This is a genomic window from Shewanella sp. YLB-07, from assembly GCF_009377275.1.
In genome coordinates this window covers 130,598-143,622 of the sequence record NZ_VOQB01000015.1, presented here as the reverse complement: position 1 = coordinate 143,622, position 13,025 = coordinate 130,598, and the positions used below count along the sequence as shown (strand labels likewise).

General features: G+C 43.9%; 14 protein-coding genes. 8 read left to right on the top strand and 6 right to left on the bottom strand.

Going from position 1 to position 13,025, the window contains the following annotated elements; all coding sequences use genetic code 11:
• Positions 1-60 precede the first annotated feature (60 nt).
• The gene (locus FS373_RS25965) at positions 61-570 is read right to left on the bottom strand and encodes a DUF4240 domain-containing protein (protein WP_144044640.1); all 510 of its coding nucleotides are present in this window, start codon (positions 568-570) and stop codon (positions 61-63) included.
• A 261-nt stretch (positions 571-831) separates the two neighbouring features.
• Between FS373_RS25965 and FS373_RS25960 the strand changes: the two genes are divergently transcribed.
• The 8 genes from FS373_RS25960 to FS373_RS25930 all read left to right on the top strand — a co-directional run bounded on the left by FS373_RS25960 (position 832) and on the right by FS373_RS25930 (position 7,338).
• Positions 832-1,233: a hypothetical protein gene (locus tag FS373_RS25960; protein ID WP_144044639.1), complete on the top strand. Its 402-nt coding sequence runs from the start codon at positions 832-834 to the stop codon at positions 1,231-1,233.
• Between the two features lie 76 nt (positions 1,234-1,309).
• On the top strand, positions 1,310-2,107 hold the full coding sequence (locus FS373_RS25955) for a response regulator (RefSeq protein WP_144044638.1): 798 nt from the start codon (positions 1,310-1,312) through the stop codon (positions 2,105-2,107).
• Positions 2,108-2,367: 260 nt separating this feature from the next.
• The gene (locus FS373_RS25950) at positions 2,368-2,643 is read left to right on the top strand and encodes an HU family DNA-binding protein (RefSeq protein WP_144044637.1); all 276 of its coding nucleotides are present in this window, start codon (positions 2,368-2,370) and stop codon (positions 2,641-2,643) included.
• A gap of 258 nt (positions 2,644-2,901) precedes the next feature.
• On the top strand, positions 2,902-3,594 hold the full coding sequence (locus FS373_RS25945; RefSeq protein WP_152830909.1) for a TorF family putative porin: 693 nt from the start codon (positions 2,902-2,904) through the stop codon (positions 3,592-3,594).
• Positions 3,595-3,994: 400 nt separating this feature from the next.
• A complete protein-coding gene (locus FS373_RS31690; RefSeq protein WP_185976938.1) occupies positions 3,995-4,168 on the top strand; it encodes a hypothetical protein in 174 nt (57 codons plus the stop codon).
• 167 nt (positions 4,169-4,335) lie between these two features.
• Positions 4,336-5,277 carry an HlyD family secretion protein gene (locus FS373_RS25940; RefSeq protein WP_144044635.1) on the top strand — a complete coding sequence of 314 codons (942 nt, stop codon included), beginning with the start codon at positions 4,336-4,338 and terminating at the stop codon, positions 5,275-5,277.
• Complete coding sequence (locus tag FS373_RS25935) at positions 5,274-6,233, top strand: ABC transporter ATP-binding protein (protein WP_152830908.1); 960 nt, start codon at positions 5,274-5,276, stop codon at positions 6,231-6,233. Before FS373_RS25940 ends, FS373_RS25935 begins: the two co-directional genes overlap by 4 nt.
• Position 6,234: 1 nt before the next feature.
• Positions 6,235-7,338 carry an ABC transporter permease gene (locus FS373_RS25930; protein WP_144044634.1) on the top strand — a complete coding sequence of 368 codons (1,104 nt, stop codon included), beginning with the start codon at positions 6,235-6,237 and terminating at the stop codon, positions 7,336-7,338.
• A 91-nt stretch (positions 7,339-7,429) separates the two neighbouring features.
• On the opposite strand, the gene FS373_RS25925 is transcribed toward FS373_RS25930, so the two are convergent.
• From FS373_RS25925 to FS373_RS25900, 5 genes are all read right to left on the bottom strand, one after another.
• Positions 7,430-8,803 carry an alanine/glycine:cation symporter family protein gene (locus tag FS373_RS25925; protein ID WP_144044633.1) on the bottom strand — a complete coding sequence of 458 codons (1,374 nt, stop codon included), beginning with the start codon at positions 8,801-8,803 and terminating at the stop codon, positions 7,430-7,432.
• Positions 8,804-9,582: 779 nt separating this feature from the next.
• Positions 9,583-10,068 (bottom strand): Atu1372/SO_1960 family protein, encoded by a 486-nt coding sequence (locus FS373_RS25915; RefSeq protein ID WP_227993260.1) that lies wholly within the window; start codon positions 10,066-10,068, stop codon positions 9,583-9,585.
• Positions 10,069-10,095: 27 nt separating this feature from the next.
• The gene (locus FS373_RS25910) at positions 10,096-10,962 is read right to left on the bottom strand and encodes a glycine betaine ABC transporter substrate-binding protein (RefSeq protein ID WP_194165934.1); all 867 of its coding nucleotides are present in this window, start codon (positions 10,960-10,962) and stop codon (positions 10,096-10,098) included.
• A gap of 72 nt (positions 10,963-11,034) precedes the next feature.
• Positions 11,035-11,493 (bottom strand): VOC family protein, encoded by a 459-nt coding sequence (locus FS373_RS25905; RefSeq protein ID WP_144044631.1) that lies wholly within the window; start codon positions 11,491-11,493, stop codon positions 11,035-11,037.
• Between the two features lie 414 nt (positions 11,494-11,907).
• The gene (locus tag FS373_RS25900; protein WP_227993246.1) at positions 11,908-12,873 is read right to left on the bottom strand and encodes a LysR family transcriptional regulator; all 966 of its coding nucleotides are present in this window, start codon (positions 12,871-12,873) and stop codon (positions 11,908-11,910) included.
• Positions 12,874-13,025 lie beyond the last annotated feature (152 nt).

Here is a 13,025-nt window from a genome sequence, read left to right as displayed (position 1 = left end):
CGAGATTAACCTCGCTTTTTTACGTTCCCTTCTCTAAAAAATCAGCCAGACAAAGCCAGTTTAGAATGGAAATCTTTGGCTCAATTGCGGATAAGTAAGTTTTAGCTGCTTTTTCTTAGTGATGAACTTTTTACCTTGTGGCGTCGCTTTTCCGGAAGGGATAAAAGGAAGTTCTTCTCCAGTTCTATCTTCGAAGATCTGACCGGCTATCAAATCATATTCATCCAAAAACGGATAAGGATAACCATCTTTCTCTGGCCACTGAGTTAACTGAGCAATCTCATCGGGGTTGGCGATCACTTTTTCGTACCAGTCTTGACCCAATGAGATAAGAAAACATCGGTACTCGGCAAAAGCATACTCTGAATCACAGCCAGTGATAATATAAGCCGCTCCCCAAATAGACCAAAAATAGGATCTGCGCATCTGCTGCCCGAATATTTTATCGAATTCGAGCAATTCTTGGTCAGATAGTTGTTCTAATTTACTCTTAAGGTTATCGGCAAGGCTTATCTGGTCTTGCGCGGGTCTCTCTCTCGTTACCAGTTGCCAGAATTCTATTTCAGTCATTGGCTTATCTTCACTCTCATCTACTGCTTTTGACTATTCTAACCAATATACTGACTCGAGACAGTACAAATTCTCAGCCAGGAAGACAGAGCCAGTAAAACTATCAATAGAGGTGTCAGCTAATACCGAGCGTATTGGTACTACAAACTTCCCCTTAAAGAAAAAGGGATATACCTTTGACAGCGCTGATGGACTTTTCTACACTCGCCAACAATTCCTAGCATCAAAATAAACTATCACTTAGGTTCTATGAGACATTTAATGAAAAAACCACCCTTAGGCTTATCTATACTCATGTTCCTATATTTCGCCTTGGCATTAATCGCCCTATTCCGGGCTGTCAATACTCAAGCCGTAGATCTGTTTTCTCTAGGGGTTATCCCGGTTCTTATAGGCCTGCTGCTAAGGACTAACTGGGCCAGCATCGTCTTTAAAGTTTACTTAGGTATACAGACACTGGGATTATCGGCACTGGGTGGCACAGCCATTATCGCCTATCAAATCTCGCCGCAAGATGTCAAAGTCATCCTAGATGGACATGATATTCCCGTTCCCCTTATAGCAATAGTTGCTACCCTACTCTTGTCATTCCAGATCTATCTTGCCCTAGCCAAATCCACTAAGGCCTACCTGCAAGCGGAAGAATCAATCGAACACGAGTAAGCTTGTTTGATCATGCATGATCTTTAATGTAATTTAGCCGCCACACAATGATAACAATATTCCGAGAATCGTGACGATGAGCATGCTACTCCCGAGTGAACTTTCAATATTACTTGTTGAGCCCTCTGATACTCAAAGAAAAATAATCAGTAACAGTTTGAATCAGGAAGGCATTAATAACATTCAGACTGCCAAAACCTTAGATGAAGCCCTCACTATCATAGACAGACATCATCCGGATCTTGTTGCTAGTGCCATGCACTTTGAAGATGGTACGGCATTAGATCTGCTTAAGCAGCTCAAAGGCAATGACGAATATCAAGATATACAGTTTATGTTGGTCTCCAGCGAATGTCGTCGTGAACATCTAGAGGCTTATCGCCAATCCGGTGTAGTATCGATATTGCCAAAGCCTTTCTCTTCTGAGCACTTAGGTAAAGCGCTTAACGCCACCATAGATCTACTCAGTAATGATGAACTCGATCTCAACCATTTCGATGTCCACAACCTTAGGGTATTGCTTGTTGACGACAGCATGATGGCGAGAAACATCATTAAGCGCACCATAAACAATTTAGGCCTTAGATTAGTCACCGAAGCCAGCGATGGGGCCGAAGCCATTGAACTGATGAAGTCGAACATGTTTGATCTGGTGATCACAGATTACAATATGCCAAGTGTAGACGGACTCGCCCTTACCCAGTTTATTCGTAATGATAGCCAACAATCCCATATCCCTATCTTAATGGTGTCATCTGAAGCGAACGAAACACATCTGAGTAACGTGTCTCATGCCGGAGTCAATGCCCTCTGTGACAAACCCTTCGAACCTCAACTGGTTAAGCAACTTCTTTATCAACTGCTCGATGAATAATACCAATTAACCCGAGAAATGCTCAGTGTGGCAAAACAAGAATGGACCAGATAACTGGTCCACCACTGGGCTAAATGCTCGATGATTCGTCAAACAAGCACATTTTGATGATTATTTACTCGAAAATTGACCTAAAACGCCATTTCAGGGCGCTAAAAGCCTTTAAAAATGGCTAAGCTTATGGCATGTTACGTAGAGTAATTACTAAGTACCTAATGTGGTTAGCTTAATTAAATCTACGGAAAGAAGAGACGATTCAAATGAATAAGACTGAACTTGTTGCAAAAATGGCTGAAAATGCGGACCTGACTAAAGCAGAAGCTGCACGCGCACTAAAATCTTTTGAAGAGACAATCACAGAAGCCCTGAAGGGTGGTGATAAAATCTCTATTATTGGCTTTGGTTCTTTTGAAACTACTAATCGAGCTGCACGTACTGGTCGTAACCCACAGACGGGTAAAGAGATCCAGATCCCAGCTGCAACCGTACCTAAGTTTAAAGCAGGCAAAACACTGAAAGATAGCGTTAATCAGTAAGGTTTTTCTGTCTAAAGAAACCTCCTACAGGGAGGTTTTTTTATGCCTGAACTTCCTCCTTGCACGATTAAAGTGCACATCTGCTCTAAAATCATACAAACCAGTCCGGCAATCAGCCAAAGTCTAGATCAATCCCTTTAAATTCAAACAATTAAGTTTTGGCACAATACTCGCTTTCCTTTGAGCACATCCACTGCTTAAAAATATATACCAATTCAACTGCAGGGATAAGCACGCTAACCATCAAAGGGAATGAACATGAAACAAGCAATAATATCTGGCTCTATTTTAGCTTCAGCCATCCTGCTCAGCTTCTCAGCAAGTGCTGCCGTTTCGGGAAATATCGGCGCGACCTCAAACTACCTATGGCGAGGTGTGACTCAGACTCAAGATGCTGTCGCTGTCCAGGGAGGGGTTGATTACGAGCATGATAGCGGACTCTATCTTGGCACTTGGGCATCTAATGTCGATTTCGATGATGGCACCAGTTACGAACTCGATTTTTATGCTGGCTATGCAGGATCAATCGGTGAAGACTTTGGCTATGATGTCGGTTATCTCTATTACGCCTATCCAGACAGTGACTCCAATGTCGATTTTGGGGAGCTCAGCGCTGGTATTAGCTGGAAATGGTTCAGCCTTAGCTACTCATATGTCGTCAACGCAGGCAGCGATGTGGCCAGCGAGCCTTTAGACAATACAGATATGGGATATATAGATGCCGGAGTCAGTTTTCCACTGTCTGAGACTCTATCCATATCGGCACACTATGGCTACTCCAGCGGAGATATTGTCACCGCTTGGTTCGACACCAGCAATTATACCGATTATTCGGTCTCACTCAATAAAGAGACAGATTTTGGATCCATCTCTTTCAGCTTGAGCGATACCGACCTAAAGGATGATGATCCAAAAATTGTCTTAGGTTACAGCTACAGTTTCGACCTTTAATAAAATCACTATCCTGATGCTAGTTTACGTTAGAGTTTGCTAACTTTGTGATCCAGAATCGGCTAGGTTATCGTTTTTTTGGCGATGACCTAGTTCACGGAACACATTAAATCATTGGTTAAAATACAATTAAATAAAACCCACCCTAAGTTATCCCCACTAACCATTAATTTTTTATTATCTACAAATAATGTTAAATGGATCTCACTTTCCCTCCAAATAGCCTGATATCTTTCTTATCAGCGCTTACTAATATGAAGCCGAATACTTCCAACTCAACAGAGTTAACATCCTAAGCTAAAGCACTTTTTCTACTAAGTTCCTGACACTTTGTCAGTCTCATTTTTCTCTGGCACACAGATCCACCAGCCATAGAATTTTTAAAATATAGGAGTTCGTTATGGCTCAGATTATTGAACTTGTGCCCAACGATAGAGAGATAGAAGCCTTCACCTCACCAAGAAACCCTAAAGCGGCAGATGAATTGCAACACCGACGAGAAGTGAAAAAACGTTTAGAAGAGTTACTCGCCGAAGCAGAACTTAAACGCGCCATGGGTGGAGACTTTTACTAATATCTTAGATTAGAGGAATACTCGAATGAGACCATTTGAGTATTCCTAATCATAAGTACCCCCTAGCCCCTTCTTTTTACAACTTATTTAACAAAGCGATTGATCTCTTTTTCTGTGCATTCCATTATGACTAGATGAGGCTAAGCTCTAATCAAGGAATAGAACAGATGAAGCAAATCCTGTTAATCACTATGCTCGTATTATTAACCGCCTGTCAGGGAGACATGCCAAATCAGGCATTAGGCACCTTAGAGCGAGATCGCGTATTGCTTCGAGCCACGGCGAGTGAAATTATTACCTCATTGCCCCAGACCGAGGGCAGCCTGGTACAAAAAGGTGATCTACTGGTTCAATTTGATACCCGAAAGCAAGAATCAAGAGTCGCCATCGCCAAAGCCGAGGTCAATAAGGCTCAGGCTTATCTGTTACGATTAACCAACGGCGAACGACCCGAAGATATCGCCACCGCTCAGGCCAATGTCGCCCGCACTAAGGCTGCATTATTAGAAGCCGAACAGAACTTAAAACGCACATCCAGCCTGTTGAAGCAAAACCTAACCAGTCAGGCGACCCAAGACAAGGCGAAGGCCGGCAGAGATCAGGCGCGTGCCGAATTAACCGCAGCACAGGAAAACCTCAGTAAGCTTATCGCCGGCGTCCGGGAAGAGGATATCAATCAGGCCAAGGCTGCGTTAGATGCTAATATTGCCAATCTCTCACTGGAGCAGCAGACATTAGATGACTTAAGCGTGGTCGCTACCCGTAGCGGACGGCTCGACAGCTTACCCTTTAACCTTGGCGAGCGCGTGCCACCAAATGCCGTCATAGTCGCGATTCAAGCCGACAATGCTCCCTATGCGCGCGTCTACATACCTGAAACCTATATGGCCAAGCTCACCATAGGTCAGAAACTTAACGTACGGGTAGACGGCATAGACAAGGCCTTCATCGGCACTCTACGCCGTTTGAATAAGGAACCCGCATTTACCCCTTACTATGCACTCAATCAAAAAGACAGGGCCCGCCTGGTCTACCTCGCCGAGATAGATCTGGGTCCAGAGGCCGATAATTTGCCTACAGGTATCCCCTCTCAGGTGGACCTGCCATGAACAGCTGTGACACACACGACCATGAACTCGCCATCGATGCCCGAGGCCTGACCAAAATGTTCGGCAAGCTCGCCGCGGTATCAAATCTCAACCTTCGCGTCCCCAAAGGCCAGATCTATGGTTTTCTAGGGCCTAATGGCTGCGGCAAGTCCACCAGCATACGTATGTTAACTGGGCTACTGACCCCTACCGCTGGTGAGATAAGTGTGCTGGGTATGTCTATCCCCAAACAGAGTGAAGCACTCAGGCTACGTATAGGTTATATGACACAGAAGTTCTCCCTGTATGACGATCTCACGGTCAAAGAGAACCTGGAGTTTATTGCGCAGATCTACTGCTTATCCCCCAACGAGAGCAAACGTAAAATAGAACAGCTCATCAGCACCTATCAGCTAACAAAACTGGCTAAGCAGTTTGCCGGCACCTTAAGTGGCGGTCAGAAACAGCGCCTATCTCTTGCCTGCGCTTGCCTCAATGACCCTGAACTCCTGTTCCTTGATGAGCCAACATCGGCCGTAGATCCACAGAGTCGACGTAATTTTTGGGAGCAACTGTTCGATCTTTCCGAAGCGGGAACCAGTATCTTAGTGACCACTCACTATATGGATGAAGCCGAGCGTTGCCATGGCCTGGCGATTATGGATCAGGGCGTTATACTCGCCGACGACAGCCCAAAAGCTTTGATGGAGAATATGGGGGCGAATGTGCTCGAACTCACTCACCCTAACCTGAGACAAGTAAAAGATGAGTTACTCGAATTTAGCGAGGTAAGATCGGCAGCCCAAATAGGGGCACGCTTGCGAGTGCTGGTAGATGACAAGGTTAACCAACCCGATATCTGGCTAAAACGGGCTCTGCCCACACTGGAACAATCTGAAATACACTTAACCCCCCCTAATCTCGAAGATGTCTTTGTGACTGTCACTGAGCAATCATCCGCCTTGGAGGTCAGTTAATATGTCCATGATTAACAGCTTTCGCAGAACCATGGCGATAACCACAAAAGAGATAAGGCAGCTTAAGAGAGATCGCATTACTTTTGCCATGGTGGTGATGATCCCTCTGATCCAACTGCTGCTGTTTGGTTATGCCATCAACACAGACGTAAGAGACGTGCCCGTTGCCATCGTCGATCAAAGTGACTCCGCCGCGGGTCGCTGGATAGTCGAGGCAATTAAAGTAACCCAGGTCGTATCTGTGGAGGCCTATTACAAAACCAGCGGTGAAGCCGAAGCCGCTATTACCCGCGGCGAGATCAGAGCCGCCCTCATCCTGCCACCAAATTTAACCGAGAAGCTGGCCAACAAGGAGACCTTAGGTCAATGGTTAGTGGATGGCTCGGACACCATGATAGCCGGCGCAATTATGCAACTGCGCAACATGCCTCTGGATCAGATAACCAACCTAGTCTCAAAACAGGCACCGACATTTGAAGTCGCACTTTTTTATAATCCTGAGCAAAGATCCGCGGTCAATATTATTCCCGGGCTTATCGCGGTGATCTTAACCATGACCATGATCTTGTTTACTTCGGCCGCCATAGTCCGTGAACGTGAGAAAGGTAATTTGGAGCTGTTGATCACCACCCCAATCAAGCCTCTGGAATTGATGTTAGGTAAAATATTACCCTATATATTCGTCGGTCTGATCCAGATGACCATCATTCTTGGCCTGGGCCACCTCATCTTCGATGTGCCGATCAATGGTGATATCGCTCAGTTGCTGTTAGGCACCTTATTGTTTATCGCCGCGAGTCTCACTCTGGGACTGATCATCTCAACCATAGCCAAGACTCAGCTTCAGGCTATGCAGATGACCATATTTATTATCTTGCCCACCATATTGCTGTCAGGCTTCATGTTCCCCTTCGAGGCTATGCCCAAACCTGCTCAGTGGCTTGCCGAAATTCTTCCTGCAACTCACTTCATGCGCATCATTCGCGCGGTGGTGCTCCGAGGCGGAGAGATAAGCGACATGAGTTTCGATGCCCTCTGGCTGGTCGGCTTTACCATCATAGGTATTATCATAGCCTCACTAAGATTCAATAAGCGCCTGGATTGATACCTATCGGTATAAACAGGATCTGGAAATCACAGACATAAAAAAGCGCCTCTCGGCGCTTTTTGTTTTCGATTATGTAGCTATTGATAGATTAAGCTTTAGCAGCCGCCTCTTCTTCGCGCTTCTTAAGAAAATATTCCCGAGTCAGTTTAAACACTACCGGACTGAGTAATGCCAGAGCGATAAGGTTTGGAATCGCCATCATGGCATTGAGCGTATCCGCCAGTAACCAGATGAAATCCAGTGAGCTAACCGCACCTAATGGCACCACCAGAATCCATAGAATTCTGAAAGGCTTCACCGCCTTCACGCCAAATAGATACTGCACACACTTCTCGCTATACACACTCCAACCTAAGATGGTGGTGAAGGCGAACACAGATAGGGCTATTGCCACAATATAGTTACCCATAGGCAGCGCCGTTGAGAATGCCAAAGACGTCATCGCCGCGCCATTCTCACCCGATGTCCAGGCACCCGATACTATGATTGCCAGGCCTGTGATAGAACAGACGATTAAGGTATCGATAAAAGTACCCAACATGGCAACCAGGCCTTGAGCGACCGGGTTATTAGTCTGAGCCGAAGCGTGAGCAATCGGTGCACTACCTAGGCCCGCTTCATTAGAGAAGATGCCTCGTGCCACACCGAAACGAATCGCTGCCCATACCGCTGCACCGGCGAAGCCACCTTGAGCCGCAACCGGATTAAATGCACTGTGAATAATCAAGGCAATGGCATCCGGAATCTCGGCTGCATTAACGGCTAATACGGCAAGACCTGCAGCGATATAGAACAGGGTCATGAGTGGTACCAGCTTACCCGCCACATCGGCGATACGCTTAATACCGCCCATCAGCACAGCGCCTACCAGCACCATAAGTACTAGACCAGTTACCCAAGTCGGCACGCCAAAATTACTGCTTAAAGCGTCGGCTACCGAGTTTGACTGTACTGTATTACCGATACCGAAACCGGCAAAAGAACCGAACAGGGCAAATGCGGTACCTAACCAGGCCCACTTGCTGCTGAGTCCATTCTTGATGTAGTACATAGGGCCACCGATGTGGTTGCCATTTGCATCTATTTCACGATACTTTACCGCGAGTACTGCCTCCGCAAACTTAGTCGCCATACCCACCAGCGCCGTACACCACATCCAGAATAACGCGCCCGGACCACCAATAAAGATAGCTGTAGCAACACCGGCAATATTACCTGTACCGATTGTTGCTGAAAGCGAAGTCATTAACGCATTGAAAGGGCTTATCTCCCCTTCCATCGACTTATCTTTATCAGGGATCCGACCAGACCAGAGCAGTTTAAAGCCTGTTCCCAATTTTAAAATTGGCATCAGTTTCAAACCTACGGAGAGAAACAGACCAACACCTAAGATCATGACCAGCATGGGGACACCCCATACAAAGCCATTGATCATACTGACAAATTCAGTTATTCCTTCCATTTAAACCTCTTCAATTCTTGCTGATTATTTTTATGTTTTTTGCGTTTAGCTCTATGGCTAATATTTTTGATTGCGCCCCAGAGTACAACGAATAGTTAAGGTTTGGAAAGGGTGGAGGAGGAAACTAATGGTGAATAGTTTTACACATAGAATACGGTAACTTGTCGGATAACAAGTTTGATTCAAATATCTTTTTTGGGTTCATTGGGCGGGGTTGTGAGTTTTCAAATAAAAAGTTTACAAATATCTAGGTTATTTTATCTAACAGTTATGATAGCGGCCAATGAATTTAACAACCAAACTTCATTTTTATTTATCACCTGCCGTGGGTGCCGTGCATGAATGCACCAATGTCGTGAAGGCCGGTCAATGATGCTCCTTTCATCATAATGGCATTCTCCATATCCATATGGGTCAGATGTCTAGGAGCGACCTTAAGTGCAAACAATTGTGGGCGTCTCAGTTCTTCATCACATTACACAACAACATGTACTTCTCTTGCACCTGCACCTAAAGCTATTTCCCTAAGTACGCGATCTTCGACTTCAGATAAACCACCCTCAAGATATTCATGTGGTAGTAAAAGGTTCTTTGGATATGAAAGTCATAGTACGTTCATTGGTAGACAGCACCATTTTATTTGAATATACATCTACTTTGATTTCCATATTCCCTCTACCTGAAAAAGTAACGCACTAATAACGGGAAAAAAATTGTTGGCTAATATGTTGAAGAACGAAAATAGCCTGCATTAACAATAGAAGACCTGATTTATCGCCTCATTTACAAAGTATATCAGATTTTAATTCGGCAAATAAATACACCAAACAAAGGCTATTAAGTGGCATCACAGGGTTAGTCCAAATCATACGAGTATGACGTCCCCGCTCACCAAATACCTCAAGCATAAGATCCGATGAGCCATCCAGAGCCTTAGGATGGTCAAAGCAGTTTTCACCTACATTCAACACGCCTTCTAATCTATAGATCTGCTTTATTTGTGAAAGGTCACCACAAGCCTGCTTAAGTTGTGCAATTGCATTCAACGCTGCCAGTCGACAGGCTTGATAGCCTTGCTCTAGTGAAAACTCCCGCCCTAATTGGCCTTGATATTGTAGCTCTCCATTTAAATATGGAAACTGACCCGATGTCATAAGTGTATTGCCTACAATACAATAAGGCTCATAATTCCCCAGAGCCGAAGCAACATCGGGTAGAGTTAGTCCTAATCGCTTTATTCTCATTTCAGCTGAATCATCTACCAAGATGTTTACTCCTTAAGACTCAGTCATCTAGGCTTTATCGATTTGCATCAGAGGTTCTAGCCATTGAGCAAGGTGGGTTGGATTATCTGTCAACCACTTAGCAGCAGCCTCATCCTCCGTTAGCCCAAGTCGATTGACGCCATAATCGAGCTCAGCAACAATCTCATTTGAGAGATGAATATTATCCAGTACAGCAATCTGTTGCGACGTAAAGTGTGCATTGAGGCTATCTTCTCTAGCAAGCAATACCGCTCTATCTTTACCGCCAAGCAGATATTTAGGATCCCCTAACTCTCGGATTTTATATTGGTGATGCAAAAATTGTGGGTGCCATAACGGCACTATGACCCAATCTTTCACCGCTACAGCCGCTTCAAAGGCAGCGACACAATCCGCCTGAGTACCTGTCCTAAATTGATAACCTGATGCACTAAGCTCGTAATCCAGCATGATTTTCTTAGAGAAGCGAGTGATCCCTGCCCCCTCTCCTATCCCCTGAATAAAGGGACGCATTTTGGCAATAACGTCTGGCTTAAGCAGATCTCCTATCTCCTCCACATCAGAGACAGGAACATAATCCGGTACACCCCAAAGCGCATAGGGTTGATAATGCAAACCCAACTCACGAGTCGGAATAGTCTCTTCGACAGAAGTTTGATAAAGACCATGGCTATATGGCAACCAAGCGGAACTGACAAAATCAACATTGCCATCTTTTAGCCGATTAAAATTAGCTTCATGTAGATCATAACTACGAATAACCTGCTTCCCCATGACGCTCATCACCTGTGCGACAACCGCAGCCGTTACACGATGAAAACTCAAATTAGTCACGCCCAATTTAACTGAGGACAAACCACTCCCTGCCAGCACTTTAGTTGATGAAAAGCTCATTAATCCTGCCGCTCCTAAAGACATTAAAATTTTCCGGCGTAGTTCACTATAATTATCCATTTATTCCTCTACTTACTCGTTAATAAATAGTAAATTTTTCATTGGGGTACCAACAAACTTATTGTCAATATCGTGCGTAAAAATCATCTCTACAGTGATCCCATTAGGATCTTCAACAAATAACTGATGCTCACCAATCTCAGGCACCACTCTCTCTCGAAATGATATTGCCAGTGACGCTAGCCGCTGTTGCATTTCCGCTAGACGATGGCCACGAAAGGCAAGGTGGTCTATCATTCCTGAGCCAGAAGCCGTATCTCGCTTTCCCAAATAAGCCTGTAATTCAGCATCATCAGGATTAACTTCAACCAAATGCAACAAGGGCTTATTCGAGGCGTACAACCAATGCCCTACAAACCTAAACTCAGGTCGCTCCCCTTCAATTAAACCAATAATGTTTTGATAAAAGTCTAATGTTTGCGATAGATGAACCGTCCTGATCGTAAAATGATCTAAGCCAGTAATATTCATAATTTAACTCCTTATTTCAGGGCTCTGATTCTTTATGGTGTTAATTGAATTTAGATTGAACTAATTACCTTGAGCTTCTTTTTCTAGGGGATTGAATCGAAAAATATAGCAATAGACTTCATGCACAAACCTAGAAATTATCGTTTACGTGCAACCTATCTTAATGAATTTATTTATTTTTATAAGTCAGATAATAGTGGCATCAGTTTCAAAAAAATATTGATAATAAAGGACTGATGTAAGACAGTTTACTAAAACCACTTGGCATGACTAAATATAAGGAAAAGTTCAATACCAACAAGATTGCCACTCATTGTTAATCAATAACCTACCCAGTATTTTACTGGTTATCACTACTAAACTTTAGAGCTAAAATCGAGCTGTACATGGTCCAATTTATTGACCTGGTTTATCTTATGAGGGGATACTACGGGGAGCCGCGTTCATAAAGACATTTAAAGACTGAATGAGTGCCTGCTTGTCTTCAGTTATCTTTTGCGGATGGTATACAGCACAAATATTGGCAGGAATGTGCTGCTTAAGCTCAACAAAACGAATATGCTTCCAGCTCTGTCGACTAAAACTATTAGGGACTATAGATATACCTTCATGATTTTCAATCACATTCATCAAGGTCATCGGCTCGACAACTTCCTGAATAATATGCGGAATAAAACCTTCTTTTATGCAGTGTTCTACCACTAATAGAGCCGAAGCTGAGTTTTTCTGGCTCATCATGACAAACTGTTCATTAGCAAGGTCTGATAAACAAAGTTGCTTTCGCCTACAGAGTCTATGTTTGTCTGGCAGTGCAATCGACATCGACTCACAATAGAGATCACAGGACTCTAACGGCGTGATATTAAGAGTGTCAGCATAACGTACAAAACCAATGTCAATTTCATTGTTAAACAAAGCCACTTTTTGCCGCTGTGGCGACAGCTCAATAAACTCAAACTGAATCTTAGGGTATTGTTTCTTTAATTGCTGACAAGCATATCCAAAACCAGCCCAAAAAATCGAACTGACAATCCCAAAACGCAAGTGACCTTGAGTTTCTCGTTCAAATTGGGTCACTTTATTAACTGAGCGTTCGATAACTTCAAAAATGGACTGACACTCTTGGCGTAGTAGAACTCCAGCTGCGGTCAATTGAATACTCCGTTGTTCACGGTTAAATAATTCAACACTTAAAATAGCTTCAAGTTCTCGCATCTGAGCGCTCAGTGGCGACTTTGAAATATGCAGACGCTCAGCGGCTTGAGTTAAGTTTTGACTATGGCTCGCCACATAAAAGTACCTAAGCATTTTCATGCTTAAGCGTTCAGCCCAATAGAGGCTTTTAAGATCGAGTAGCATATCAAGATGGTCTTTTTTCAAAAATATATCACCCATTAAATTGCGATAACTGGCACTTCATTGAGTCAAATTTCATCAAAAACACATTCTATCAATGTATTAAATAACGGTATTAATTCTTTGAATTACAGTATTTGAGAATGTGCTGAAAAACAGCACATTAAGGCCGATTT

Bases quoted from the DNA above. Each gene is read 5' to 3' on its own strand.
- FS373_RS25905 (WP_144044631.1), bottom strand. From the start codon at position 11,493: ATGAATATTACTGGCTTAGATCATTTTACGATCAGGACGGTTCATCTA.
- FS373_RS25945 (WP_152830909.1), top strand. From the start codon at position 2,902: ATGAAACAAGCAATAATATCTGGCTCTATTTTAGCTTCAGCCATCCTG.
- FS373_RS25930 (WP_144044634.1), top strand. From the start codon at position 6,235: ATGTCCATGATTAACAGCTTTCGCAGAACCATGGCGATAACCACAAAA.
- FS373_RS25950 (WP_144044637.1), top strand. From the start codon at position 2,368: ATGAATAAGACTGAACTTGTTGCAAAAATGGCTGAAAATGCGGACCTG.
- FS373_RS25955 (WP_144044638.1), top strand. From the start codon at position 1,310: ATGAGCATGCTACTCCCGAGTGAACTTTCAATATTACTTGTTGAGCCC.
- FS373_RS25940 (WP_144044635.1), top strand. From the start codon at position 4,336: ATGAAGCAAATCCTGTTAATCACTATGCTCGTATTATTAACCGCCTGT.
- FS373_RS25910 (WP_194165934.1), bottom strand. From the start codon at position 10,962: ATGAGCTTTTCATCAACTAAAGTGCTGGCAGGGAGTGGTTTGTCCTCA.
- FS373_RS25925 (WP_144044633.1), bottom strand. From the start codon at position 8,803: ATGGAAGGAATAACTGAATTTGTCAGTATGATCAATGGCTTTGTATGG.
- FS373_RS25965 (WP_144044640.1), bottom strand. From the start codon at position 570: ATGACTGAAATAGAATTCTGGCAACTGGTAACGAGAGAGAGACCCGCG.
- FS373_RS25935 (WP_152830908.1), top strand. From the start codon at position 5,274: ATGAACAGCTGTGACACACACGACCATGAACTCGCCATCGATGCCCGA.
- FS373_RS25960 (WP_144044639.1), top strand. From the start codon at position 832: ATGAAAAAACCACCCTTAGGCTTATCTATACTCATGTTCCTATATTTC.
- FS373_RS31690 (WP_185976938.1), top strand. From the start codon at position 3,995: ATGGCTCAGATTATTGAACTTGTGCCCAACGATAGAGAGATAGAAGCC.